Source organism: Streptomyces sp. NPDC033136 (assembly GCF_055578235.1).
Genome location: NZ_JBVIPD010000032.1, coordinates 52,458 through 75,662 on the forward strand (window position 1 = coordinate 52,458; position 23,205 = coordinate 75,662).

A 23,205-nucleotide genomic window follows, 5' to 3' on the forward strand; every position below is an offset into this window, starting at 1 on the left:
GCGGGAGGGGGGGGGGGGGGGAAGGGGGAGAAAGGGGGGGGGAGAAAACCCCGGGCCCGGTCTGGGGGGGGGGCGGGGTGGCCACAAAGGGGGGGGGGGGGGGGGGGTCCCCCCCCCCCCCCCCCCGACCCGCAACGAATCCCTTGATTCACCGCGCTGCCCAGTCTGTTCAGGCCCTATGCCAGAAGGAAGCCGCAGGTCACAGCGCCGGACATGCTCCCAGCGCTGCCGCCAGAAGGCATATCGGCGACGGAAGATGACGCTGTCCTGTCCCGAAGAAGACCGTAAGGGAAGGTTGAGTAGTCTCACCGAAGGTTGAGCGCGGTGGGAGGCGGCCTTGGTGATGTTCATGGAAGCTTCGCCAACTTCGAACATGCAGCTAGAAGGCCCTGGCGTGGCGCTCGCCCGGATGCCAGGGCCTTCTACCCGCGCAGAACGGCGTTAAAGATCGTGAGGCCTCTCGGCGGCAGCAGTCATGGAGCGCCACGGAGTCCACGTAAGTTCCCGAAGCTCGATCGCCTGCTACCGAAGTCATATTCGGTGCAGTACGGCTCCGTCCTGCCAGCGGTAGAGGTCGCGCAGCAGAGAAATCTCGGCGCCGTGGTGGATCAGCTCCCTGTTGACGTGCAGGACCCTGTTCTCCATGGGAAACCGCTCGGGACCCACCGTGGGCGGATTGTCCAGGTCAACGTCCGAGAGCTTGCGGACCCCCGCGTTCCATCTCCCATACATCTCATCGAGCTGTTTTAGCGACTCGTCAGCGGTCCCCGCGTAGGCGAATGTCTGGGAGTCGACGTCCTGGCCGCCGAAGTGCCATCCGACCCGATAGCCCAGGCAGGAGACGATGATGTGCGCCAACCGCCAGGCAATCGTGGTCACTGGTGCCGGCACCGGGTCAGGGGACGCGGAGTCCATCGTCCACTTCCCCGAACCTGCCGACATTGGTGCGGCCGACGTGCCACGTGGGCGGATGCTCCAGCAGCCGCGCACCGGCTCCCAGAAGTACTCCTCGTCAGTAAGACCGTCCAGCCGTGGCCGCAGGTTCTTGCGCCAGTACCAGTCCAACTGCTCCGCGAGCCGCTCGCTTCTTGTCATTGCCGCACACTACAGACCCGTCGAGCAGAGTGATCGTCGCCGTCCTTGGTCATCCTCCACTGTCACAAACCCTGCAGACAGTCATCTCTGACTGACAGAAGTCAATTGATCGGCCTTCGCTGGCAATCGATCAACACCCACTGGCACAGGTCAACGTCACAGGACACGGATCGTGAGGATCCGGTCCGGCCGCCGGTAGGATGCCACGCTGGATCGGGCCTGGATCGGGGGTTCAGGGCCGTCCCGGCCATCAAAAAGCGTTCAATACGGACATTTGGTGGGTGCTGTCGCGTGGTGGCCCGGCGGGCGTGACAGCCGGCGTGACAGAGCGCGTGACACCCCTGATGTGACGCACGGTGAACGTGAAGGCGGCTGGTGCCTCTCGCCTCCCAGGGGTGCGGTGAGAGGCTGGGGGGTGCCCTTGGGGTCAGTGAGCCTTTTCAGTGTGACCACCGATCAGGTGACGGCTTTGGTGCCCCTGGCATCAAGCACTCGCCGAGAAGGCAGTCAGTTGAAAGCGTCCGTCATACAGTCCACCCGGCAGTCGGCAGCCTCGTAGCGCTGGCGGAGGGCGGCAGCTGCCTCTTCGCGCTCCACGAAGAGGCCGTAGTGCTGACACGCCACCCTGGTCACGTCCTTGACCGTGACGATGGCAGGTTCGCCGAGTGCGGCCCGGCGGCGCGCTTCGGCGATCGCCATGTCCGCAGAACGCAGCAGGTTTCTGGATCGCTCCCGGATCACGGCTGCCCGGGCCCGTTTGACCGAGAGGGGGCGCAGGACACGTCCCCGCCAGACGAAGCCGGCGGCGACAAGTGCGAGACCGAGCGCTATGAACAGGAGTCCGCCGGGATCGTGACGCATCTGTCCAGTCTTCACCACTCGCGTGGTGACCGTCCTGCCCGCGCCGAGGTGACGCTGCCGACTTTCGGAGCGACGTGGTGTCAATGAGCCTTCCAGAAGGCGACCGATCGGGTACGCCACCGGGACGCGCAACGCACGAGACTCCTGCGTCGTTGGGGGAGGTGTTCGGGTCTCAACCCACGGCCACAGGAGCCGCGTTGGTTCCCTACTCTGCCTTACTCGACCTGCCCCACGCCCTGGTCGAGTGGGTCACCATGCTCGTTGTCACCCGCGAGAGTGACCGCCGCTGCAAACTCCCGCCGCACCAACATGCGCTCGTCGGCCTGATGTACCTGCGTAAGCACGACACGCTCGCCCAGATCGCAGTCGGCTTCGGTATCTCGGTGGGCACCGCTCACGCCTACACCACCGCGGTGATCAGCCTGCTCGCCGACCGTGCACCGAGCCTGCTCAAGGTGCTGCGCGAGACCCATCCCGACTATGTCCTGCTCGACGGCACTCTCGCGGAGTGTGACCGCCTGGGCGACGGCCGGGCCGACTACTCCGCCAAGCACCGCCGACACGGCGTGAACGTGCAGGTGGTGACCGACCCGGAGGACCGGCTGCTGTGGATCTCGCCCACACTGCCCGGCCGAGCGCACGACCTGACTGCGGCCCGCACCCACCGGATCATCCGGATCTGCGAACGCCAGGGCGTCCCGGTCCTCGCCGACCGTGCCTACATGGGAGCCGGACCGTGGGTGACGACACCCCTCAGACGCCTACCTGGCCGCGACCTCACACCAACCCAGCGAACGGTCAACCGCGCGTTGTCCGCGTCACGGGCACCCGTCGAGCGCGGCATCGCACGACTGAAGTCATGGCGGATCTTCCGCAGGTCCCGATGCAGCCCGAATCGAATGACGTCAATCGCCGCCGCCATCCTCACCCTGGAGCAGCAACGCTGAAAGAGCTCATTCGGCTTGTCACAGATACTCATTCGGCAGCCTTTCTGTCACCAGTACCGACGATCGAGAGTCCGTCCAGCTTCCCGACCTGGTCGCCGCCGTCCGCCACGCCGTCGCCCTGCCTGTCATCGCCGCAGGCGGAATCGCCACCGCCGCCGACGTGACGGCCGTGCTGCGCGCTGGCCCGGTGGCCGCCATGGTCGGCACCGTTCTGCTGCGCACCAGGAGAGCGGACCCGACCAGGGCTCAGGCCGCTGCTGCGGCCTTGGCTGCCTCCGACGGACGCAGCCAGGTGGGCTTGGAGCCACACGGGGCCTGGACGAACAGGCGGGGCGCTACGGCTGGAACGTCCATCCCCCTTCGGCAGTCGGCTCGCGGTTGCCCCTTGCGTGATCAGCGACGAGCCTCCATTATCAGGAATCCTGATACTTTAAGTTTGTATCGATGAGTCCAGTCATGTCATTCAGGCCCAGAATCCAGGCCAGAGGGTTCAGCTGTTGCTCGGCCGAATGATGAGCCGCGTGCACAAGGATCTGCGCTTCACCGACATCCCGAAGCGCACGGAATCCATCCGGGTGGAGACCCGCGCCGGACTGGTGACGTGCACCGTCTACCGCCCGTCGGCCGCCGTCGCAGCCCCTGCCCCCGTGTACGTCAACTTCCACGGCGGTGGGTTCGTGATCACCCGCCCCCGGCAGGACGACCACATCTGCCGCTACATAGCCGCCACGGCCGACTGCGTGGTGATCAACGTGGACTACGCCGTCGCCCCGCAGCGGCCGTACCCCGTACCCGTCACCCAGGCGTACGACGTCACCGCCTGGGTGGCCGAGAACGGCACCGCCAACAACTGGGACGGTTCGCGACTCGCCGTGGGCGGACACAGCGCCGGGGCCAACCTGACCGCCGCGGTCTGCCGCACCGCTCGGGACCGCGGCACCTTCACGCCCCGCCTCCAGATCATCGACTCGGCACCGCTCGACCAGCTCGCCGACCCGGCCACCAAGCAGTCACCCATCGTCAAGCCCCTGCTTCCCCCTCAGCTCATGCGGGTCTTCACCGCCGCCTACGTCTCTGATCCCGCCGACCTGGCCCATCCGCTGGTGTCGCCCGGACAGGCCGACGACCTCACCGGGCTGCCGCCCGCCCTGGTCATCACCGCGGAGAACGATCGCCTGCGCGACGAGGGCGATGCGTACGCCAAGGCCCTGGAAGCTGCCGGCGTTCCCGACGGCTATCCCGTCGTGCGCGGCGCCGAGCATCCGTACGCCGTGGCCGTGCTCGACGAAGCGCAGCATCTCCGCGCCTTCGGTTCGCTCCAGCGGCCCTTGGGGGAGCTGCTGGAACAGCCGGAGAGCGGTTCCGGTGAAGCCGTAGAGACCAAGTTGACGTAGGTACCTCGGCCGGTCCCCGCGCGGGTAGGGGATCGGCTGCCGGGAGAACATCAGGGCGTTGCGCTTGGCATCGATGACGGCCTTGACGACCATGTGGTCCAAGACGGCACCGGCGTCGTTCAGCTCCGTGTACGCGTTCACTGCGAGCGTTCCGGGAGTCAGGTGCTCCAGGCACTCCGAGACGGCGTCGATCGCGGCGGGCGAGATGAACGGCTCGTCGCCAGGGACGTTGATGTACGCGTCGGCGGGCAGACGCTCCGCGCACTCCGCGACCCGGTCGGTGCCGGTGAGGTGCTCTCCGGCGCGCACGCACTCAATGCCGAGTTCGTGGCACGCATCCTCGATGCGCTCGTCATCAGTGGCGACGACCACGCCGTGGAGGCGCTTGGCCTCCAGACAGCGCTGGTGGACGAGCCACATCAGCGGCTTCCCCCCGAGCCGGGCCAGGGGCTTCCCCGGAAACCGAGAGGCTCCCCAGCGGCAGGGGACGACGGCGATGTGGCGGCGGGGCGTGGTGTTCGGCGGTGCGGCTGCGGTGGCGGCCACGGCGGACTCCCGTCGGTGAGTATCAGGAATGAACGGGGCGGGGGAGGAGGGCCAGCTTGGCGCGGACGGGGGGTGAGGCGGAGTCCTCGAATGACCGCCACTCGAAGCCGCTGACCTCTTCGGTCTGGAGAGTCACCGCCTGTTGTGTCCGGAGGAGGCCCAGCGGAAGTCCACGTGCTGGTGGGTTGGTTCGTCCTTCGCAGGGTTGGCGGCGATCCCGTGGACGGCGATGTCCAGCGGCACGTTCTCGAACCCCGGGAGAGGGACGACGACGGCGGGGGATGCCGGTCTCCTCGAACAGCTCGCGCAGGGCGGCACGGAGAAGGTTCTGATCGTCCGGCTCGTTATGGCCGCCGTTCCTTAAGGTCCGGCCGACCTTGAAGGTTGGCCGGACTGAAGCTCGTCTCCGGGGGGCTCGTTCGGCACCATGATCGTGTGACGAACAACGCGGAAGCCGGCGCATCGTCCATCAGCACAGGGCTTGTTGTAGGCATGCTGATCGGCATTCCAGTTGGGCTCGTGATCGGACTGGCTGTTTTCGACTACATGGCGATGGGCCTGGTGCTCGGCGGTGGTGCAGGCGGAGTCCTTGGTGTCACTCTCCGCGCGTCGCGGCGCTCGCAGCGCCAGTCCCCGTGAGGACTCTGCATGACTGCTCAGCTTGATCTGTAGCTCCGGTGCCGAACGGCATCTCGAACTGGTCGCTCACCTGGGTATTCTCCGGACGAGGCGGCCTTTACCTGATCATGTGCTCCGACCAAGGTCGTGGGCGGTTCGTAAGGTGAGCGAAAGCGGAGGTTGCGGGCGCGGAAGTCCGCAGAGAGGGCGACGGGGGGTCGGCAGATGGCTCCTCACAGGCGGACGATGGGCATCTCCCGGCTCCAGGGACCTTCGTCGGCAATTGAGCCGGGAGGGCCGAATCCGTCTGCAAAGCGTCGGATCCTCCACCGTGGGCCAGGCCGAGGTTGTGGTCGGTGGACGGCGGTGAGGTTTCGCTCCGGTGCGGGCCCCGTCGATGTGGTGGTGCACGGTGAAGGGCTGCTTGCGATGGCACGATCAGCGAGTGTCCAGCCGATACGCGGGCGCGGTGGGGGCTTCCTCTTCGCGGGGCCGGGGTGTGGGCAGGGCGGCCAGTTCGGCTTCCAGGGCGTCGAGTGCCTGGCGGGCTGTTGCGATGCGCTGGTGCAGGCGTCGGGCGTCGGGCGTGGCGGGTAGTTCCTGTGGCGGGTGGGTTGGTGCTTCGAGTTCGCGGGCTTCTTCGAGGGAGTTGATGACGACGCCGATGAGGAGGTTGACCAGGACGAAGGATCCGAGCAGGACGTAGGAGGCGAAGTAGAGGATGGTCCAGCGGGAGATTTCCAGGCCCGCCCGTACGGCGTCGCCGAGGCCGTCGAGGGTGATGAGGAGGAAGAGGGTGAGAACGGCGCGGCCGAGCGAGCCGTAGTGCTCGGGGTCGTCGTCGGCGAAGAACACCCAGCCGACCATCGCATACACATACAGCAGCAGCGCCCCGACCAGCAGGAAACTCAACGTTCCGGGCAGGCTCTTGCCGACGGCCACGATCACGATCCGCAGCTGCGGCAGGAAACGCGCCGCGCGCGCCACCCTGGCCAGCCGGAGCAGCCGCAGCACGGTGGCGTTCTCGCGGGCGAACGGCAGGAAGGCCACGGTGACGACGAGCAGGTCGAACACATTCCACGGATCGCGGAAGAAGTCCTTCGGGCGGTCGGCGTGGGCGGCGGCCCGCAGCAGGATCTCGGCGGTGAAGGCAGCGAGGAAGACAAGCTCTGCGGCGTGAAGGGTGCTGTGCCATTCATCCACGATGCCGGCGTAGGTTTCGATGCCCAGCAGCGCGGCGTTGCCCCCGATGAGACAGAAGACGGCGGCGGTGAACGCCGCCGAGTCCGTGATGCGGCGGCTGCGATCGGCCAGGGCGTGCCGTAACTGCGCGGCGGTCCGTTCGGACATGGGGGATTCGATTCCTCGCAGACCTGTTCTGGCGCTCCAACAGGTGTGGATCTTAAAGGGTGCCGGCCCCGGACCGGGTTCGCCGACCGGGATCCGAGTGCTCTCGCCCCGACCGGAGGACAAAGACCAACTGGCCGGAAGACAGGCAGCCGGGGCCAGCGGTGACAGGGTGCGAGAGCTCACTGGTCGTCGATCACCTGCGTCGCGGGTCACAAGACCCACCATCTGCCGTTCGCACCACACCCCAACAGACGGGGGCACAGTGTGCGGACGCGAACTCGGCGAGAGCGTCGCCGCCGCATCGTCACTGGCGGACCAGGGGCCGGGTAGCCCCCAGTGGGGGTCGCCTGGCCCGTGGCGATGGCCGGGAACCTGCACGAGTCTGGAGATGCTGTGCCGTGCTCCGTGAGGGATGGGAGAGGAAAGATGAGCGGACCCGTCGTGGTGGGAGTGGACGGCTCGGAGTCGAGTCTTGCTGCGGTGGAGGTCGCGACGGGCGAGGCATCGATGCGCGGGATCGGGCTGCGGGTGGTACACGCGTTCGTCTGGCCCGGCCTGCATGCACCACTCGGGTCGTCGCCCCTGGGTCCGGTCGAGGGTGAGATGCACCGGCTCGTCGAACGCACGATGGCGGAAGCGGTTGCGCGGGTGCGCGCTGTAGCCCCGGAGGTGGACCTCTCCCACGCCGTGATCGGCGGTGAACCACTGGGGGTGCTGGCGGCGCAGTCGCGTGCGGCGGCGCTGGTCGTGGTCGGCAGCCGAGGGCTGGGCACGTTCAATAGTCTGTTGCTGGGGTCGGTGGCCGTGCACCTGGCCGCCCATGGACACTGTCCGGTCATGGTCGTGCGGGGCCGGCCGGATCCCACCGGCCCCGTGCTGCTGGCCGTCGACGGCTCCCCGGCCGGCGAAGGGGCGGTCGACTTCGCGTTCACCGAGGCTTCGCTGCGGGGCGCGGACCTGCTCGCTCTGCACGCGTGGAGCACCTGGACCGAGCGCGCGTACCACGGCCCCGGGGATCCGCCCGCCGCGTTGTACGACGTGGACCGGCTCGGTGACGAGGAGGAGCGGCTGCTGGCCGAGGCGCTGTCCGGTCACCTGACGCGGTACCCCGACGTCACGGTCCGCCGCTGTCTGGTGCAGGACCGTGCCCGTCCGGCGCTGATCGAGGCGAGCGAGAGCGCCCAGCTCGTTGTCGTCGGCGCGCGGGGCCGGGGCGGATTCGCCGGCTTGATGCTGGGCTCGGTCAGCCAGGCCCTCCTGCAACACGCACACTGCCCCGTCGCGGTCGTCCGGGGCTCCGATGCGCACCGGTGAGGCCGCTCGTGCACGCGGCGAGCGAGACGCGGACGACGAGGAGTAGGCGTGGTGAAGGAGTCCCCGCATCGGCCTGGTTCCCCACCCGGGCATCGCCGGGTGCGAGGCAGCCGGTGGCAGGTCGATGATCCTTACACGCTTACAGCAGCGGAAGTGCTCAGGCAGCTGGACGTCGACGCTGAGCTGGGGCTGGACACCGTGGAGGTCACGCGGCGCTGCTCGCTCGTGGGCCGCAACGCGCTCGCGGGGCGCAGGAAACTGTCGGCCTGGGCCATCCTGGTCGACCAGCGCCGCAGCGCGGTCGTGGTGCTGCTGGCGGCGGTGGCCGCGCTGGTCATCGGTGAAGTGGTGGAGGCCGCGGCGGTCGCCGTGGTGCTCGTCATCAACACCATCGTCGGGTTCGCCACCGAGCTGCGCGCGGTGCGTTCCATGGAAGCGCTGCGCCGGCTCGCCGCCACCGGCCGGGACCCCGCGATACGTCAAGGAGCCGACCGCGCTCACACTCGCGCTCAGCCGCAACAGTGTGCACAGCGGGGCATGTCCTGGCGTCAATCACCCCGGCATCGCGTTGCTCAGGCCGACGTGCTCGGCCGGAACGCGGCGGCGCTGCCGGGACCGGCCGTCCGAGGCGAGCATCGGCCGCTTCAGGTCGGGGTGCATCACCTGTCCCAGCAGCGGCGATCCCAGGATGCGGCAAAGCATCTGGAGGGTGCCCACTCCTCGTCCGGGCCGCTTGCCCCTGCGCGGTGTTCGCGGGCGAGCCGGTCCCGTTCGACGCGAGCGTCCCTGAATGGCCGGCCGGAGAGTGCGGCGTTCACCTCGCTGTCCTGCAGCGAGACGTGCGGCAGGTAGCCGTGCGGCACTGGGCCGGGCCGAACAGGCCATGCCAAGATCTCGCCGAGTGAGGCCATCAGGTCCGAGGAGCCCTCGCTGGTCCCATGCAGCGTGTCGGCGATAGGCACTCCTGTACGGCCTGACGGGGATCGCCGACGCGCAGGTCCCGCTTGGGGCCGAAGCGCCGGATCACCAGGACGGGCGAGAGCCCGCGACGGCTCGGGTCGAGATGGCTTCGCAGCGCTGCCCGGCGAAGAGTTCGGGCGCGGCCCTGCGCAGCCGCGCCCGCCCGGTCGGGGGCGTCGATGCCACAGCGTCCAGCCCCGGCAGGCTGTCCGCCTCAGCTGGCGGACAGCTCAGACGGCCCCGAGGGGCCAGGGCCGACCAGTTCCTCCAGGACGTCTTCCATGGTGACGAAGCCGATGACGGTGCCCTTCTTTCCGGTGACGGCCGCCAGGTGCGTGCCGGCGGCCCGCATGGCGGTCATGGTGTCGTCCAGCGGGGTGTCGATCTCGACCTGAATGACCGGGTGCAGCGCGCTGCGCGGGAAGGGCCGGGTGCGCTCGGCAGCGCCCAGGGCGTCCTTGATGTGGAGATAGCCCAGCACCTCGTCGGCTGGGCCGGTGACCGGCAGGCGGGAGAAGCCGGCAGCCGCGGCGGCGCGCTCCAGCTGCTGCGGGGTGGTCTCGTGGCCCACGGTGACCGTCTTGTTCAGCGGCACCATCACCTCTCCGACCGGGCGGGTGCCCAGTTCGAGTGCGTCCTGGAGGCGTTCGACGTCTGCGGGGTCCAGCAGTCCGGCCTCGCTGGAGTCCTTGACCAGACGGGCGAGTTCGTCGTCGGTGAAGACGGAGGCGACCTCGTCCTTCGGCTCGACCTTCAAAAGCCGCAGCAGCGTGTTGGCGAAGGCGTTGATGCCGAAGATGACCGGCTTCAGCGCCCGGGTGAGGGCCACCAGCGGCGGGCCGAGCAGCAGCGCGGTCGGCGCCGGTGCGGCGAGGGCGATGTTCTTCGGCACCATCTCGCCGATGAGCATGTGCAGGTACGTCGCTGCGGTGAGCGCGATGACGAAGGCGATCGGGTGGATCAGTGCCTCGGGCACACCGATCGCGTGGAACGGCGGTTCCAGCAGGTGTGCGATGGCGGGTTCGGCGACCGCGCCCAGCACCAGAGAGGAGACGGTGATGCCGAGCTGCGCGGTGGCCATCAGCGCGGACAGGTGCTCGATGCCCCACAGGGTGCTCTTCGCCCGCCGGTTGCCCTTGAGCGCGGCCGGTTCGATCTGGCTGCGCCGTACCGAGATCAGGGCGAACTCGGCGCCGACGAAGAACGCGTTGGTGATCAGAGTGAGCGCGCCGATCAGCAGCTGGATCGTGGTCATCGGGCATCCTCCGTGCTGTGCTGGGCGGCGGCCGGGGCGGTGATGCGGACCCGGTCGGCCCGGTGGTGCTCTATGTCCAGAACAGCCAGCTGCCAGCCGTCTACGTCGATGCGGTCGGTCAGGGCCGGAATGCGCTCCAGACGGGTCGCGAGCAGGCCGGCCAGGGTCTCGTACGGACCCTCCGGGGCCGCGAAGCCGATCTCCTTGAGCTCGTCCAGGCGGACGCTGCCGTCGGCCTCCCACACCGGCCGGCCGTCCGGGGACGGGGCGACAGCCATCAGGTCGGGCTGCTCATGCGGGTCATGCTCGTCACGGACCTCGCCGACGACCTCCTCGACGATGTCCTCGACCGTGGCGACGCCTGCGGTGCCGCCGTACTCGTCGATGATCACGGCCATGGTGCGGGATGCGCGCAGCCGGCCCAGCAGCTTGTCGACCGGCAGCGAGTGGGGCACCAGCAGCGGCTCGGTGGCCAAGCCGGTGACCGCCGTGACGGCCCGCTTGTCCTCCTCCAGGGCCAGGACGTCGCGGATGTGGACGGTCCCGATGACCTCGTCCAGGCTGTCGCGGTAGACGGGGAAGCGGGACAGGCCGGTGGCCAGCGTGAGGTTCGCCGCGTCCGTCGCGGTGGCGTGGGCTGGAAGGGCCTGCACGTCCACGCGGGGGGTCATGACGTTCTCGGCGGTCAGCTCGGACAGGTGCAAGGTCTTCACGAACAGCTCGGCCGCATCCGCCTCGATCGCCCCCTGGCGGGCGGAGTGCTGGGCGAGTGCGACCAGTTCCTCCGGGGTACGGGCGGAGGCGAGCTCTTCCTGCGGTTCCAGGCCGAAGCGGCGCACCAGGCGGTTCGCGGTGTTGTTGAGGTGCCTGATCAGCGGGGCGAACGCGGCGGTGAAGCCGCGCTGCGGGCCGGCCACCGCCTTGGCCACGGCCAGCGGGCTGGAGATCGCCCAGTTCTTCGGCACCAGCTCACCGATCACCATCAGCACGACCGTGGCGATCGTGACGCCCAGCAGGGTCGAGACGGTGGAGACCGCACCGGCCGGCAGGCCGACAGCTTGAAGCGGGCCACGCAGCAGGACGGCGAGCGAGGGCTCGGCGAGCATGCCGATCACCAGCGAGGTCACCGTGATGCCCAACTGGGCGCCGGAGAGCTGGAACGTCAGGGTGCGCACGGCCTTCAGGGCGCCGTCGGCGCCGCGCTCACCGGCCGTGGCGGCGCGCTCGAGCTCACCGCGCTCGATGGTGGTCAGGGAGAACTCGGCCGCGACGAACACCGCACACGCCAAGGTCAGAGCCAGGGCCAGGAGCAGCAGCAGGACTTCGGTCACCGTGCCACCCCCGATCCCTCACGTATGCGCGACGGGCGGGCAATGGCACGGCGGGGACTGGGAGGTTCACCCATGGCGGGTCTGCTGCTCCTTCTTGGCTCATCGGATCGGGCGGATCCTGGCGTGATTCGGTAAGGCATCTGCGACTACGGCCAGACCCCATGGTAAAGGGGAGGCAAAGTCGCCTTGCGGGGGGTGGCTTCCACCGCCCGCACGGGTGGTTTTCAGACGTTGTGCCGGGATGCCGTCCCTGCGGGGCGCCTCCCCCTTATGCTTCTACATGCGTGTAGATAACGCGAGGGGCGGCCCGGATGTTCCCGGCTGCCCTGTGGGCGACGGGCAGGGACGGGAGGGACGCGCACCGGTTTGAGCAGGACAATATCCGCCGGTCACGGCCACCCCGACGGCGCGTCGTCCGGATTATCCATCGGTGTTTTCCCTGGGAGGGCTGTCGTGGCTTCGATCGACCTGGACAAGGTGCTGGACAAGGCGTGGGCGGACAAGAGTCTGCCGGAGATCCTCGCCGCGCCGGTCTCCGCGCTGAAGGGGGTCTCGGACAAAGACGGTGAGCTCCTTCAGGAGGCGTTCGGCGTCAAGACGGTCGCTGATCTGGCCGAGCTGAAGTACGCGCGCTGGGCGCAGGCCCTGGCCGCACTCGACACCTCCGCCAAGTAGATCCTCTTCTGCCGGGCGGCGGCCCCCCTCCCCTTCAGGGCGCCGCCGCCCGGCGGGAGCACGAACCGTACGTACACATGAAGGAGTGGACGCCACGATGGTGTTCAAACGGCTGCTCGGCTCGCTCGGCGTGGGCGGACCCACGGTGGACACGGTCCTGGACCCGGGCGCGGTACTGCCCGGCGGGCCCTTGAGCGGGCAGGTCCACCTCAAGGGCGGCGATGCCGACTTCACGATCGAGCACATCACCCTGGAGCTGATGGCCCGCGTCGAGGCCGAGCATGACGGCAGCGAGTCCGAGGGCGCGGTCGTCTTCGAGCGTTTCACCGTCGGCGGCAACTTCCGCCTCGCCGCCGGCGAACTGCACAGCGTGCCCTTCAGCGTGATGCTGCCGTGGGAGACCCCCATCACCGAGCTGTACGGACAGGGCCTGGGCATCGTGCTCGGGGTGCGCACCGAGCTGGCGGTGGCGGGAGCGAAAGACAAGGGCGACCTCGACCAGCTCGCCGTGCGCCCGCTGCCCGCCCAGGAAGCGATCCTGGAGGCACTCGGCCAGCTGGGCTTCGGCTTCAAGTCCGCGGACCTGGAGCTGGGGCGCATCGGCGGCACCGGCCAGCAGCTGCCCTTCTACCAGGAGATCGAGCTCGCCCCGGCGCCGCAGTACGCGCACCAGGTCAACGAGATCGAGGTGACCTTCCTGGCGGGTCCGGGCGGCATGGAGGTGGTCCTGGAGGCCGACAAGCGCGGCGGCCTCTTCTCCGCCGGCCACGACGCGGTGTCCCGTTTCACCGTCAGCCACCACGGCGTCGAGCAGATCAACTGGAGCGCCGAAGTCGACGGCTGGATCCGTCAGATGATCGAGCACCGCGCCTCCCACGGCTCGTACGGGCACGGCGCTGCGCATCACAGCGGCCACTACGGCCACGGCGACCCCCACGCCGCGCACGGCAGCCACCCCCACAAGGACGACCACGGCCATGGCGGCCACCATCACGGCGACGGTCACGGTCACCGCTCCGGGCCGGGCATGGGCACCGTGGTCGCGGCCGGCGCGGCGGGGCTCGCCGTCGGTGTGGTCGGCGGCATGGTCGCGGCCGAAGTCGTCGACGAGGTGGGCGACTTCTTCGAAGGCGACGAGGAAGAAGAGGGCGGCGAGGACTGAGGAGCCAGCGCGCTCCTGCCGCCCCTGGTAGCTTCTACATTAATGTAGAAGATGTGGTGGTCCGGGCCGTCCCCCTTCGGCCTGGATGGCCCCTGAGACGTACGGAGTTGGCATGGCCCTGTGGGACCGCCTCAAGGAGTCCGCATCGACGATGCAGACCCAGCTCATGGCGAAGAAGAACGACCTCAAGTCCGGTGCCTTCCGCGACGCCAGCATGGCGATGTGCGCGCTGGTCGCCGCGGCCGACGGCACCATCGATCCGTCCGAGCGCCGCAAGGTGGCCCAGCTCATCGCCACCAACGAGGTGCTGCAGAACTTTCCCGCCGAGGACCTGCAGCGCCGCTTCGACGACAACTGCAACAAGCTGGCCGCCGACTTCGACTTCGGCAAGGTCAGCGTGCTGCAGGAGGTCGCCAAGGCCAAGAAGAAGCCCGCCGAGGCGCGCGCCGTGATCCAGATCGGCATCGTCATCGGCGGTGCCGACGGCGACTTCGACAAGGACGAGCAGCAGATCGTGCGGGAAGCCTGCTACGCCCTCGATCTGCCGCCCCACGAGTTCGACCTCTGAGTTCCACACGACGTACGGGAAGGGACGGCTATGGAGATCTCCGGGGTCATCAGTGCCATCGTGATCGGCGTCCTCATCGGCACGCTGGGACGGCTGGTGCTGCCGGGCCGTCAGCGCATCGGCGTGCTGTGGACGATCGGCGTCGGTATCGCCGCGGCCTTCGTCGGGACCGGTATCGCTGCGGGCCTGGGGGTTGCGGACACCAAGGGCGTCGACTGGATCGAATGGCTCATCCAGATCGCACTCGCCGCCGCGGGCGTGGCCGCACTCGAACGCTTCAAGGCCCGCACCTGACCTGTGCCATCCGAATGTGGTGCTGACGCCCCCCGGCGTCAGCACCACCCCATCCGGCGTGCCCGGCGGGGGCCGGGCTACATCGGGGTGGCCGCATGCAGGATGAGGAACAGCGTGACGGCCGAGTTCGCCGAGGACAGTGCCGAGACGGTGGTGCCAGCGGCGGCTGTCCAGGCGGCCAGGCCCACCGCGGTGAACACCGGCGGCCAGATCCGGATGGCGGGGGCCGGTCCAAGCAGGGCGGCCACCCGGCGCGGCACAGGACAGGGGGCCGCGAAGTGCGCGAGCGTGGCGATAGGCGCGCCCTGGGAGATCAGCGCCGACTTGCCGATCGCCAGGGCCACGGTGCGACGGCTGCCCACAGCGGTGGCCGCCTCCTCGTCCGCCCACCGCTCGGCGCAGTACATGACGGCGGTCCGCAGCGGGCGCAGGAACGGGTTGGCCCGTGCGGCGAGCTGCACGGTGAGCAGGAACCGGTGGTGGCGGCGGGCCAGATGGACGCGCTCGTGGGCGAACAGCGCCCGCCGCTCGGCCGAGCTGAGCCCGGTGAGCATCCCGGTGGTGACCACGATCCGGTTCTGTCTGCCGGGCAGCGCGTAGGCGTACGGCAGTTCGTCGGGCAATACCGCCACCGGCGTGGCCGGCAGGCCGGCAAGGGCGCGCTCGGCCCGGCGGCGTACGCGGTGGTGGCGCCACGCGGTCCGAGTGCAGGCGGCGAGCACCGCGATCAGGGCGGGAATAGCGGCCTTGCCCGCGACCTCGTCGTAGGGGACGGCCTCGCGGACCTCCGGGTCCGACCAGCCGTCGGGCAGCGGGTTGCCGGGCAGCTGCGCGGTGCCGACCACCATCAACAAGGCCAGGCACAGGGTGCTGCACACCGCGAGTGCCCCGGCGACGGCCGACAGCAGCCAGGTCGCCGCCCTGGGGTGCAAATGCTGTTCGGCGAGGCGGGCGATCGGCCAGGCCGTTAACGGCAGCACCAGCGGCAGGAAGACGAAGACCCCCATGACGGCTAGTCTTCCTCCTCGCCGGGGCCCGGGGCCAGCAGATCGCGCAGTACCTGTTCATCCCCCGGAGCCAGGCTGGTCAGGAAGCGGGCCAGGACCGCTTCCCGGTCGCTCTCGGCGTCCAAAACCTTCCGCATCCGCAAGGCGGCCAGCCCGGCCGCGTCGGCGATGGCCGTCCACTCGAACGAGCGGCCCGCCCGCCGGCGGGCGACCGCACCCTTGGCGTGCAGCCGGGTCAGGATGGTCATCACCGTGGTGTAGGCGAGGCTGCCACCGAGGCGGTCTTGGACCCAGGCCGCAGGAACCGCTCCGGGGGCCTGGTGCAGCGCGGCGAGCACCTGCGTCTCCAGCTCCCCTTGGCCGCGCCGGCGCCGGGACTGTTCGGTACCGCCCCTGTTCTGGTCCGTCATGCCGTGAGCCTCCCCGCCTTCTCGCCCCGCCTGCCGCTGCGGGGGCGGTTCATCGTACTGAGTCGCCGTCTGCCCGCCCGGTGCTGTTTCCACGATGTCCACTTCCGCGAGCCGGGGCCCCTGGCCCAGCGGGCGTTCATCAGCTGTCCGATCCGGCGCTGGTGGTGGTGTCGAGTCCCAGCTGCAGCAGCCGTTCGTCGTCAGGGGGGAGTTCAGCGATGAACCGGCTGAGCACGGCTCCCCGGTCGTTCTCCTGGTCGAGGATCTGGTGCATGCGCCGGGCGGCCAGCCCCGCTGCGTCGGCAACGGCCCTCCAGACATAGCAGCGCCCGTCGCGGCGGCGCACCACGGCCTGCTTGCCGTGCAGCCGCGTCAGCGTGGTCACCACGGTGGTATAGGCGAGAGAGGGGTCGATCTGCTCGCGCACCCAGCCGGCCGTCACCGGCCCCGGCGCGCTGCCGAGGGCGGCCAGCACGCGAGCCTCCAGTTCGCCCGGCCCTCTGCGGGGGTGCCCACGCAGAGGCGGTCCACCATGCTTGTCATCCACCTGCCACTCCCTTTCCGTCGCTGCCGGACGCGAGGGGCACAAGCACGCCCCTCGCACATGTTCACGAAGCCCTCCGCCCCACTATCTTCTACGCCGTTGTAGATTCTTGACTCCGTCGGCACGGAAGTAGGGGGCCGCCAGGCGGGATCACGACACAGCACAGCGAACCGCCATACCGGGCGGCACAGGGAGGCGGACACGTGGACAGGCAGCTTGGCGCATACCGCGAAGGCCGCGGGCCGGTCCGGTCACGAGGGCATCGGCGTACCAAGACCCGGCTGACCCGGCGCGGGAGGGTTCTGGTCCTGACCGGTGCCGCCCTGGCCGTACTGCTCGTCGTCGCGGGCGCAGGGGGCTACTGGCTGTACCAGCGCCTCGACAGCAACATCCAGGCCGCCGGTATCGACAGCAAGATCGGCGGAGATCGTCCGGCCAACCTCAGCCCGGGCGCGAAGAACATTCTGGTGGTCGGCTCGGACAGCCGCGACGGGGACAACGCGAAGTACGGCAAGGGCCTGACCACTATGCAGTCGGACACCCTGATGGTGCTGCACATCGCCGCGAACCGGGAATGGGCCGCCGTGGTCTCTCTGCCCCGGGACTCCTGGCTGCAGATACCCGCCTGCGACCGCGGTAACGGCACCACCTCCGCGCCGCACCACTTCAAGATCAATGAGGCGTTCGCGATCGGGGGCACCACGGGCGACATCGGCTCGGCAGCGGCCTGCACCATCAAGGCCATCGAGCAGAACACCGGGCTGCGCATCGACCACTTCCTCTCGGTCGACTTCCAGGGCTTCAAGGGCATGGTCGACGCGCTGGACGGCATAGAGGTCTGCCCCAAGCAGGCGATCCACGACACCAAGGCCCGCCTGGACCTGGAGGCCGGCTGCCAGACCGTCAAGGGTGAGCAGGCACTCGGCTATGTCCGCACCCGCTACAGCGTCGGCGACGGCTCCGACATCGGACGCATCGGACGCCAGCAGGAATTCATGCAGGCCCTGGCCGCCAAAGCCCAGGACAAACTGACCAGCCCCGGCGACCTGTACTCCTTCCTGGACTCGGTGACCAAGTCGCTGACCACCGACGAGGACCTCGCCGGGATCAAATCCCTCACCAGCCTCGCCTCCAGCCTCAAGGGCATACCCGAAGACCGGCTGATCTTCCTGACCGTCCCCAACTACCCGCGCGAACTGGATGTCCCCACCGACAAGGCCAACATCTCCTGGCAGTACCCCCAGGCACACACCCTCTTCACCTCCCTCGCCAAGGACAGGGAAGTCGACAAGGAAGAGCTGACCGCCGCCGAGCCGGTCCCGGCCCGCACGATCACCGTCCAGGTCCTCAACGGCACCGGCACGCCCGGCCAGGCCGCCACCGCCGCCAAGGAACTGCGCACGGCCGGCTACACCGTCACCGGCACCGGCAACGCCCCCGTGCCGGCGAAGGAAACCACCGTGACCTATCCGTCCGGCCTCGAAGAGCAGGCGAAGGCCCTGGCCGCCCGCCTGCGGACCCCCGCCGCCCCCAGGCAGGACCCGCAGGCCGCACCGGGGGCGGTGACCCTCACCGTCGGCCCCAGCTACCCCGGACTGCGCGGCTGACCGGGGGCCTGCATCACCGCGCCCATAGTCCGGTTGCGGCATGGGCGGCCCTGACAACACTCAACGACTTCTACAGTGTTGTAGATTTCGAGTTGAGTCATTCAGCGGCCGGGCCCCTACGCCCGGCCCTCGGACGCGGAAAGGGATGCGACATGGGTGTGAGTCTCTCCAAGGGCGGCAATGTCTCGCTGAGCAAGGAGGCGCCGGGCCTGACCGCCGTCCTGGTCGGCCTCGGGTGGGACGTCCGCACGACCACCGGCACCGACTACGACCTCGACGCCAGCGCCCTGCTGGTCAACGAGTCCGGCAAGGTGCTTTCCGACCAGCACTTCGTCTTCTTCAACAACCTGAAGAGCCCGGACGGCTCGGTGGAGCACACCGGCGACAACCTCACCGGCGAAGGAGAGGGGGACGACGAGGTCATCAAGGTCAACCTGACCACCGTCCCCGCCGACGTCGCACGGATCGTCTTCCCCGTCTCCATCCACGACGCCGAAAACCGCGGCCACAGCTTCGGCCAGGTCCGAGGCGCCTTCATCCGCGTCGTCAACCAGGCGGGCGGCGCCGAGATCGCCCGCTACGACCTGTCAGAGGACGCCGCCACCGAGACCGCGATGGTCTTCGGCGAGCTGTACCGCAGCGGCGCGGAGTGGAAGTTCCGCGCGGTCGGACAGGGCTATGCCTCCGGCCTGGCGGGCATCGCCGCCGACTTCGGCGTCAACGTCTGACCCACCACACGTCTGCGGGCGGGCCGGACCGTACGTCCGCCCCGCCCGCGACGAGCACATCCTCGGACACATGCCCGCCAGCGGGCCGCGCCGCCACAACACCCACACCAGCCCGCACTACACCATCGGGGGGGACCTACATGAACGAGCCCGGCCGCCTCGAAGCCGTCGATAGAACCGACTTCGAACACACGCTGCACGTCGCGCTCAACAACCCTGACATCCGCGAGGCCTTACAGCGGTCGACCGCGCAGGTCACCACCGAGCAGCTGCGCGCCCAGGCGCTGACCGCGGCCGACACCATCGCCGCCGAAGCCGCTACCGAGTACACCGCCGTGCTGCGGCTGCGGACCGTGGCCGATCCGGCCCCCACCGGCCGGCCCCGCCAGCCCGCGACCACCGGGAACGGGCTGCTGGCGGCCCTGGCCGTACTGACGCCCGTCGTGTCCGCCGCGGCAGCGACCATATTCCTACTGCTCGGCTACGGGCTCCAGCTGGCCGGCGCCCAGCAGCCTCTCGTCATCGCACTGATCCAGGCAGGCTGGATCGCCGGAGCCGTGGCAGTGCTCGCTGCCGCGGCCGCAGGCACCGGACTCGTGATCACCGCGGCCCGGCACCGCGCCACCTCCCGCCACCCGCAGCCCGATACCGGCTCCCTCGCCCAGGCACACGCGGCGTGGTGCCAGGCCCTGCTCGAGCGCGGACTGCTCCCCTTCCTGCGCCGCCAACTGCGCCAGCCCCCCGCCCCCGCGTCACAGCTCCGCCCCGCCTCACCTCCCGCGCAGCGGAGCCCCAGCCCCGGCTACAGCAGCCCGGACTTCACCGGCCCCGCTCTCCCGTCCCAGGACTGACATCGCCCCACAGGCGGGATGCAGGCCGAACGGGCGCCGCCTCCCCGCGCCACGCCCGCCGGGGTCAACTGACACCTCTGTCCGCCACTTCTACAGTGATGTAGATTTACAGGGCTACGCCAATACGCCGATGGAGCACCTCACTTCGGCGCCCGAGCACCAGGAGGAAACCGGTGGGAATCACGCTGACCAAGGGCCAGCAGATCAGCCTGGAGAAGACTGGCGGGCAACCGCTCAACGTCGTACGGATGGGACTGGGCTGGCAGGCGGCGCCCCGTAAGGGCTTCCTCGCCAGGCTGACCGCCCGCGAGATCGACCTCGACGCCTCGGCGGTGCTCTTCGCCGGCAAAGAGCCGGTCGACGTCGTCTTCTTCCAGCACCTGGTCAGCGACGAGGGCTCGGTTCGCCACACCGGCGACAACCTCGTCGGCGGCGCCGGCCAAGGCGGCGACGACGAAGCGATCCTCGTCGACCTGCAGCGCCTGCCCGTGCACGTCGACCAGATCGTCTTCACGGTCAATTCCTTCACCGGGCAGACCTTCGCCGAGGTGCACAACGCCTTCTGCCGCCTCATCGACGAGAACACCGGCCAGGAACTGGCCCGCTACACCCTTTCCGGCGGCGGTTCCTACACCGCCCAGATCATGGCCAAGGTCCACCGCTCCAGCGGTGGATGGCACATGTCCGCCATCGGGGAACCGGCCAACGGCCGCACCTTCCAGGACCTGATGCCCGCCATCGCCAGCCACCTCTAGCCACCCTGCCGCCCGCCACCGGGGAGAACACGGACACCCATGTTCGGCATCAGCGAACTCGCCATCATCCTCATCGTCGTCATATTGATTTTCGGCGCCAAGAAGCTCCCCGAACTAGCCCGCTCCATGGGCAAGTCGGCCCGCATCCTCAAGAGCGAGGCCAAAGCGATGAAGTCCGACCAGACGCCGAACACATCGGAGGCGGCCCCGAACGAGGCCACAGCGCCGCGCACCATCCAGGCCGCCCCCGGCGACACCGCCGCTCGTCTCGCAGATCAGAGGGGCGGCGACACACCGCGGACCTGACCAGCCCGCAACCGCACCCGCCCGGGGCAAGTCCCACCCCGTACAGACCCGCCGGACCGCCATCGTCCGCCCCGCCGAATCGGAAAGCAGCGTCACGTCATGGGCATCATCAGCTGGATCATCCTCGGCCTCCTGGCCGGGGCCATCGCTAAAGCCCTTCTGCCCGGACGTGATCCGGGCGGCCTCATCGGTACCGCCCTCATCGGTATCGCCGGCGCCTTCACCGGCGGCTGGCTCTCCGCCAAGTTCCTCGACCGGCCCATACAGAACCAGTTCTTCGACCTCGCCACCTGGGGCGCGGCCATCGGCGGCTCCCTGGTCCTGCTGATCGCCTACCGTCTCCTCTTCGGCAATTCCCGCGACTGACGCCCAGCCGGGGACCGTAGTGCCCGGCGAAGCGGTCCGGCTCCGTTGCATATCCCAACGGACTGTGCCTGTGCGCACAGCACTACAAACTCTTCGACAAGGGGATCCTCGGGGTAGACGACGGCCATCGCATCCTGGGCTCGCAGCGCTTCGTCGGCCACAGCCCCGCTTCCACATGAAGGCCCTGGTCACAGGGCGGTCAACGCGCCACAGCTGCAACCGGATCCAACCGGCGTAGGCGGAACCGCTCACGTCGCAGCAAGGGCCCTTCGATGAGGACGTACGAAGCGAGAGCGGCCACGACCGTCGCCGCGACGCCGGCCGGGAGCAGCCAGTCGCCCTCCATACCAAGGTCGGAGAGCAGCCTGAGGACGGGGTAGTGCCACAGGTACATCCCGTAGCTGAGGTTGCGTCCGGCCCACGCCAGCGCCGGCACCGACAGCAGACGGGAGGGCAACGCCTGCGGGCACAGGTCCATCGCGGCCACCACCACGGTCGACAGGACGGCGGCAGCGAGGAACCCGACCGTGTACCACACGGGGTTCCACCCGCTGGGTTCGGTGATTGGGACCTGCCAGGCGATCAGCCCCAGCAGCGCGAGCGCGGGCCAGCACAGCCGTCCCGCCCATCGGTGCAGCAGCGCCAGCCGCGGGTCGTCGGCGCGCAGTCGGGCCAGGACGAGGGCCAGCAGAGCCCCGACGAGCAGCTGGTCGGCGCGGGTATCGGGGCCGTTGTAGATGCGGTGCGCCGCCGTGGGATCCCAGAGCACCATCCGCCACAGCAGCGGCAGAACACACAGCGCCGCGACCCAGCCCAGTACCCTCCGCGCCGTCATCCGCCGCAGCAGCATCAGCAGCAGGAGCGGCCACGCCAGATAGAACTGCTCCTCCACCCCCAGGGACCAGGTGTGGCTGAGCGGTGCGGTGAGGTCGGAGTATGGCCCGGGCTCCCCGGCCCGTACGAGATTGACCACCGACACCGCGGCCAGCGCGGCGGCCTTCCAAGCGCCGTCGAGCAGCGGCAGCGGGAGCGCCACGGACAGCACGGCGGTGACTGCGCACATGACCAGCATGGCCGGCCCCAGCCGCAGCCACCGCCGCCAGTAGAACGACCTCAGGACAATGCGCCCGGAACGGGCGTACTCGGCAACGAGCAGCCTGGTGATGACGAAGCCGCTGAGTGTGAAAAAGACATCCACCGCCACTGAGCCTCCGGGCACGGCCTCCGGCTCCAGGTGATACACGATCACCAACATCACAGCGACCGTCCGCAATCCGTCCAGCCCTGCCACCCGCCCACCACGCAGCGCCGACGAAAAGCCCCGCCCCCCACCTCTTCGCCGTTCCGCCGACAACGGGACGAGCTCCGGCGCCGCCTGCACGCCCAGACTCCGCTCCGTGTCCTCGTCTGCCGTGCCCGGATGGGGGATGCTCATAACAGCGGCGTCTGCCCAGCCCGCTCAGAGATCACACAAATTCTCATGTTCACCACCTGATCAGGGCAGCTTTTCGGCTGCCCCTGACTCGAACACCGAACAGCGCATGTGGACTCACACGCCTGCACTGCCCAGGCCCTGGGCGTGCAGATCTGAGCCGGGCGTGGAGCTCGGGGATGGGCCGGGCGCACCCCGGGTGCCCCGGTCCGCACCTCCGCCGGCGCCCCGACGTGGCTGCGGTTGATGTCCGCCGTGGTGGCCAACGCATCGTGGAAGCTGGGGAAGGCTTCCTGGATGCCCAGCACGCCTTCGGCGGCCTCGACGGACACCGGCCTCCGCTCCTGGGCGTGCACGACGTCGTCGACGCCGTCGCCTACCGCGCCGGACTGTCGGTGCGCGTCGACGAGCCTGTCCTGTCCGACGACGCGATCTCCCAGCACGACCTCCGGCTGCCGGACGCCTGGTGGACCCCTGCACTGGGCGAACCTCACCGCACCCTTGCAGACCCTGAACTGGGAAGAATGGGACCGCGCCCCAGCCGGTTCGACGCCGCCATGCTCTACGCCCACGCTCTGCTCCAGCCGGATGCCGCCGCCCGCATCCGCGCCGCCGAAGCGCACGTTGCGGTGGCCCCGGGAGGTGCCGGCTGATCCGTTCAGCACCAGCAGCGGCGCCCCGGACCAAGGACGGGGCGCCTCGTGAGATGCCCCGACGCAATGTACGCAGAGCAATGAGCAGTGTGCATCGTGACGTTGCAGGTCACGGGTCTGGTATGCGCGGGGTTCGCGATGCTCGGGCTGGTCGCGGGCCGATGGCCATGGTGTAG

General features: G+C 69.3%; 25 protein-coding genes and 4 pseudogenes. 18 read left to right on the forward strand and 11 right to left on the reverse strand.

All coding sequences use genetic code 11. The features are described from left to right. Positions 1-531: 531 nt before the first annotated feature. Together ACZ5TL_RS36430 and ACZ5TL_RS36435 are read right to left on the reverse strand one after the other, a co-directional pair. Complete coding sequence (locus tag ACZ5TL_RS36430; RefSeq protein WP_468595076.1) at positions 532-1,095, reverse strand: DinB family protein; 564 nt, start codon at positions 1,093-1,095, stop codon at positions 532-534. 507 nt (positions 1,096-1,602) lie between these two features. Beyond that, entirely contained in the window at positions 1,603-1,956 is a 354-nt protein-coding gene (locus ACZ5TL_RS36435; RefSeq protein WP_468595077.1) for a hypothetical protein, read from the reverse strand. A gap of 197 nt (positions 1,957-2,153) precedes the next feature. On the opposite strand from ACZ5TL_RS36435, the gene ACZ5TL_RS36440 reads away from it, so the two are divergent. From ACZ5TL_RS36440 to ACZ5TL_RS36450, 3 genes and pseudogenes are all read left to right on the forward strand, one after another. After that, the gene (locus tag ACZ5TL_RS36440) at positions 2,154-2,903 is read left to right on the forward strand and encodes a transposase (RefSeq protein WP_468595078.1); all 750 of its coding nucleotides are present in this window, start codon (positions 2,154-2,156) and stop codon (positions 2,901-2,903) included. Between the two features lie 85 nt (positions 2,904-2,988). Beyond that, positions 2,989-3,351, forward strand: a pseudogene (locus ACZ5TL_RS36445) (nitronate monooxygenase); the annotation flags it as partial. Between the two features lie 8 nt (positions 3,352-3,359). Continuing rightward, positions 3,360-4,297: pseudogene (locus tag ACZ5TL_RS36450) on the forward strand (alpha/beta hydrolase). On the opposite strand, the pseudogene ACZ5TL_RS36455 reads toward ACZ5TL_RS36450, so the two are convergent. Both ACZ5TL_RS36455 and ACZ5TL_RS36460 read right to left on the reverse strand, forming a co-directional pair. After that, positions 4,193-4,843, reverse strand: a pseudogene (locus ACZ5TL_RS36455) (3-deoxy-manno-octulosonate cytidylyltransferase); the annotation flags it as partial. The pseudogenes ACZ5TL_RS36450 and ACZ5TL_RS36455 overlap by 105 nt on opposite strands. Before the next feature lie 22 nt (positions 4,844-4,865). Continuing rightward, the gene (locus ACZ5TL_RS36460) at positions 4,866-5,306 is read right to left on the reverse strand and encodes an NUDIX domain-containing protein (RefSeq protein ID WP_468595079.1); all 441 of its coding nucleotides are present in this window, start codon (positions 5,304-5,306) and stop codon (positions 4,866-4,868) included. On the opposite strand from ACZ5TL_RS36460, the gene ACZ5TL_RS36465 reads away from it, so the two are divergent. After that, the gene (locus ACZ5TL_RS36465) at positions 5,279-5,482 is read left to right on the forward strand and encodes a hypothetical protein (RefSeq protein WP_468595080.1); all 204 of its coding nucleotides are present in this window, start codon (positions 5,279-5,281) and stop codon (positions 5,480-5,482) included. The genes ACZ5TL_RS36460 and ACZ5TL_RS36465 overlap by 28 nt on opposite strands. Positions 5,483-5,899: 417 nt before the next feature. On the opposite strand, the gene ACZ5TL_RS36470 is transcribed toward ACZ5TL_RS36465, so the two are convergent. Further along, the gene (locus ACZ5TL_RS36470; RefSeq protein WP_468595081.1) at positions 5,900-6,811 is read right to left on the reverse strand and encodes an ion transporter; all 912 of its coding nucleotides are present in this window, start codon (positions 6,809-6,811) and stop codon (positions 5,900-5,902) included. Between the two features lie 426 nt (positions 6,812-7,237). Between ACZ5TL_RS36470 and ACZ5TL_RS36475 the strand changes: the two genes are divergently transcribed. Together ACZ5TL_RS36475 and ACZ5TL_RS36480 are read left to right on the forward strand one after the other, a co-directional pair. After that, positions 7,238-8,125, forward strand: coding sequence for a universal stress protein (locus tag ACZ5TL_RS36475; RefSeq protein WP_468595082.1), 888 nt, complete (start codon positions 7,238-7,240; stop codon positions 8,123-8,125). Positions 8,126-8,224: 99 nt separating this feature from the next. Then, the gene (locus ACZ5TL_RS36480) at positions 8,225-8,977 is read left to right on the forward strand and encodes a cation-transporting P-type ATPase (protein ID WP_468595100.1); all 753 of its coding nucleotides are present in this window, start codon (positions 8,225-8,227) and stop codon (positions 8,975-8,977) included. 322 nt (positions 8,978-9,299) lie between these two features. Here the strand turns inward: ACZ5TL_RS36480 and ACZ5TL_RS36485 are convergent, their stop codons facing one another. Together ACZ5TL_RS36485 and ACZ5TL_RS36490 are read right to left on the reverse strand one after the other, a co-directional pair. Next, on the reverse strand, positions 9,300-10,340 hold the full coding sequence (locus ACZ5TL_RS36485; protein WP_468595083.1) for a hemolysin family protein: 1,041 nt from the start codon (positions 10,338-10,340) through the stop codon (positions 9,300-9,302). Next, complete coding sequence (locus tag ACZ5TL_RS36490; protein ID WP_468595084.1) at positions 10,337-11,671, reverse strand: hemolysin family protein; 1,335 nt, start codon at positions 11,669-11,671, stop codon at positions 10,337-10,339. Before ACZ5TL_RS36490 ends, ACZ5TL_RS36485 begins: the two co-directional genes overlap by 4 nt. 453 nt (positions 11,672-12,124) lie before the next feature. On the opposite strand from ACZ5TL_RS36490, the gene ACZ5TL_RS36495 reads away from it, so the two are divergent. The 4 genes from ACZ5TL_RS36495 to ACZ5TL_RS36510 all read left to right on the forward strand — a co-directional run bounded on the left by ACZ5TL_RS36495 (position 12,125) and on the right by ACZ5TL_RS36510 (position 14,370). Beyond that, on the forward strand, positions 12,125-12,346 hold the full coding sequence (locus ACZ5TL_RS36495) for a hypothetical protein (protein WP_283971186.1): 222 nt from the start codon (positions 12,125-12,127) through the stop codon (positions 12,344-12,346). 97 nt (positions 12,347-12,443) lie between these two features. Beyond that, on the forward strand, positions 12,444-13,508 hold the full coding sequence (locus ACZ5TL_RS36500; protein WP_468595101.1) for a sporulation protein: 1,065 nt from the start codon (positions 12,444-12,446) through the stop codon (positions 13,506-13,508). A 112-nt stretch (positions 13,509-13,620) separates the two neighbouring features. Beyond that, positions 13,621-14,076 carry a tellurite resistance TerB family protein gene (locus ACZ5TL_RS36505; protein WP_468595085.1) on the forward strand — a complete coding sequence of 152 codons (456 nt, stop codon included), beginning with the start codon at positions 13,621-13,623 and terminating at the stop codon, positions 14,074-14,076. 30 nt (positions 14,077-14,106) lie between these two features. After that, on the forward strand, positions 14,107-14,370 hold the full coding sequence (locus tag ACZ5TL_RS36510; RefSeq protein ID WP_283971184.1) for a GlsB/YeaQ/YmgE family stress response membrane protein: 264 nt from the start codon (positions 14,107-14,109) through the stop codon (positions 14,368-14,370). 77 nt (positions 14,371-14,447) lie between these two features. Here the strand turns inward: ACZ5TL_RS36510 and ACZ5TL_RS36515 are convergent, their stop codons facing one another. The 3 genes from ACZ5TL_RS36515 to ACZ5TL_RS36525 all read right to left on the reverse strand — a co-directional run bounded on the left by ACZ5TL_RS36515 (position 14,448) and on the right by ACZ5TL_RS36525 (position 16,334). Beyond that, complete coding sequence (locus tag ACZ5TL_RS36515; protein ID WP_468595086.1) at positions 14,448-15,377, reverse strand: M56 family metallopeptidase; 930 nt, start codon at positions 15,375-15,377, stop codon at positions 14,448-14,450. 5 nt (positions 15,378-15,382) lie between these two features. After that, on the reverse strand, positions 15,383-15,787 hold the full coding sequence (locus ACZ5TL_RS36520) for a BlaI/MecI/CopY family transcriptional regulator (protein WP_468595087.1): 405 nt from the start codon (positions 15,785-15,787) through the stop codon (positions 15,383-15,385). Positions 15,788-15,926: 139 nt separating this feature from the next. Then, complete coding sequence (locus tag ACZ5TL_RS36525) at positions 15,927-16,334, reverse strand: BlaI/MecI/CopY family transcriptional regulator (RefSeq protein ID WP_468595088.1); 408 nt, start codon at positions 16,332-16,334, stop codon at positions 15,927-15,929. A 200-nt stretch (positions 16,335-16,534) separates the two neighbouring features. Between ACZ5TL_RS36525 and ACZ5TL_RS36530 the strand changes: the two genes are divergently transcribed. From ACZ5TL_RS36530 to ACZ5TL_RS36560, 7 genes and pseudogenes are all read left to right on the forward strand, one after another. Further along, positions 16,535-17,938, forward strand: coding sequence for an LCP family protein (locus tag ACZ5TL_RS36530; RefSeq protein ID WP_468595089.1), 1,404 nt, complete (start codon positions 16,535-16,537; stop codon positions 17,936-17,938). 152 nt (positions 17,939-18,090) lie between these two features. Then, on the forward strand, positions 18,091-18,666 hold the full coding sequence (locus tag ACZ5TL_RS36535) for a TerD family protein (protein WP_468595090.1): 576 nt from the start codon (positions 18,091-18,093) through the stop codon (positions 18,664-18,666). Positions 18,667-18,806: 140 nt separating this feature from the next. Next, entirely contained in the window at positions 18,807-19,517 is a 711-nt protein-coding gene (locus tag ACZ5TL_RS36540; RefSeq protein ID WP_468595091.1) for a hypothetical protein, read from the forward strand. Positions 19,518-19,690: 173 nt separating this feature from the next. Further along, positions 19,691-20,272 carry a TerD family protein gene (locus ACZ5TL_RS36545; RefSeq protein ID WP_468595092.1) on the forward strand — a complete coding sequence of 194 codons (582 nt, stop codon included), beginning with the start codon at positions 19,691-19,693 and terminating at the stop codon, positions 20,270-20,272. A 39-nt stretch (positions 20,273-20,311) separates the two neighbouring features. Then, entirely contained in the window at positions 20,312-20,578 is a 267-nt protein-coding gene (gene tatA / locus ACZ5TL_RS36550; protein WP_468595093.1) for a Sec-independent protein translocase subunit TatA, read from the forward strand. A 99-nt stretch (positions 20,579-20,677) separates the two neighbouring features. Then, positions 20,678-20,944, forward strand: a complete 267-nt coding sequence (locus tag ACZ5TL_RS36555) for a GlsB/YeaQ/YmgE family stress response membrane protein (RefSeq protein WP_468595094.1) — start codon at positions 20,678-20,680, stop codon at positions 20,942-20,944. A 56-nt stretch (positions 20,945-21,000) separates the two neighbouring features. Next, positions 21,001-21,117, forward strand: a pseudogene (locus tag ACZ5TL_RS36560) (phosphorothioated DNA-binding restriction endonuclease); the annotation flags it as partial. A gap of 26 nt (positions 21,118-21,143) precedes the next feature. Here the strand turns inward: ACZ5TL_RS36560 and ACZ5TL_RS36565 are convergent. Further along, on the reverse strand, positions 21,144-22,379 hold the full coding sequence (locus tag ACZ5TL_RS36565) for an acyltransferase family protein (protein WP_468595095.1): 1,236 nt from the start codon (positions 22,377-22,379) through the stop codon (positions 21,144-21,146). A gap of 269 nt (positions 22,380-22,648) precedes the next feature. Between ACZ5TL_RS36565 and ACZ5TL_RS36570 the strand changes: the two genes are divergently transcribed. Then, entirely contained in the window at positions 22,649-23,029 is a 381-nt protein-coding gene (locus ACZ5TL_RS36570; RefSeq protein ID WP_468595096.1) for a hypothetical protein, read from the forward strand. Positions 23,030-23,205: the final 176 nt, after the last annotated feature.

Excerpts from the sequence above, each read along its gene's own strand:
- ACZ5TL_RS36500 (WP_468595101.1), top strand. The coding sequence starts at position 12,444 with ATGGTGTTCAAACGGCTGCTCGGCTCGCTCGGCGTGGGCGGACCCACG.
- ACZ5TL_RS36565 (WP_468595095.1), bottom strand. The coding sequence starts at position 22,379 with ATGAGCATCCCCCATCCGGGCACGGCAGACGAGGACACGGAGCGGAGT.
- ACZ5TL_RS36460 (WP_468595079.1), bottom strand. The coding sequence starts at position 5,306 with ATGCGCCGGCTTCCGCGTTGTTCGTCACACGATCATGGTGCCGAACGA.
- ACZ5TL_RS36475 (WP_468595082.1), top strand. The coding sequence starts at position 7,238 with ATGAGCGGACCCGTCGTGGTGGGAGTGGACGGCTCGGAGTCGAGTCTT.
- ACZ5TL_RS36470 (WP_468595081.1), bottom strand. The coding sequence starts at position 6,811 with ATGTCCGAACGGACCGCCGCGCAGTTACGGCACGCCCTGGCCGATCGC.
- ACZ5TL_RS36515 (WP_468595086.1), bottom strand. The coding sequence starts at position 15,377 with ATGGGGGTCTTCGTCTTCCTGCCGCTGGTGCTGCCGTTAACGGCCTGG.
- ACZ5TL_RS36435 (WP_468595077.1), bottom strand. The coding sequence starts at position 1,956 with ATGCGTCACGATCCCGGCGGACTCCTGTTCATAGCGCTCGGTCTCGCA.
- ACZ5TL_RS36535 (WP_468595090.1), top strand. The coding sequence starts at position 18,091 with ATGGGTGTGAGTCTCTCCAAGGGCGGCAATGTCTCGCTGAGCAAGGAG.
- ACZ5TL_RS36505 (WP_468595085.1), top strand. The coding sequence starts at position 13,621 with ATGGCCCTGTGGGACCGCCTCAAGGAGTCCGCATCGACGATGCAGACC.
- ACZ5TL_RS36540 (WP_468595091.1), top strand. The coding sequence starts at position 18,807 with ATGAACGAGCCCGGCCGCCTCGAAGCCGTCGATAGAACCGACTTCGAA.
- ACZ5TL_RS36430 (WP_468595076.1), bottom strand. The coding sequence starts at position 1,095 with ATGACAAGAAGCGAGCGGCTCGCGGAGCAGTTGGACTGGTACTGGCGC.
- ACZ5TL_RS36520 (WP_468595087.1), bottom strand. The coding sequence starts at position 15,787 with ATGACGGACCAGAACAGGGGCGGTACCGAACAGTCCCGGCGCCGGCGC.
- ACZ5TL_RS36555 (WP_468595094.1), top strand. The coding sequence starts at position 20,678 with ATGGGCATCATCAGCTGGATCATCCTCGGCCTCCTGGCCGGGGCCATC.
- ACZ5TL_RS36485 (WP_468595083.1), bottom strand. The coding sequence starts at position 10,340 with ATGACCACGATCCAGCTGCTGATCGGCGCGCTCACTCTGATCACCAAC.
- ACZ5TL_RS36510 (WP_283971184.1), top strand. The coding sequence starts at position 14,107 with ATGGAGATCTCCGGGGTCATCAGTGCCATCGTGATCGGCGTCCTCATC.
- tatA (WP_468595093.1), top strand. The coding sequence starts at position 20,312 with ATGTTCGGCATCAGCGAACTCGCCATCATCCTCATCGTCGTCATATTG.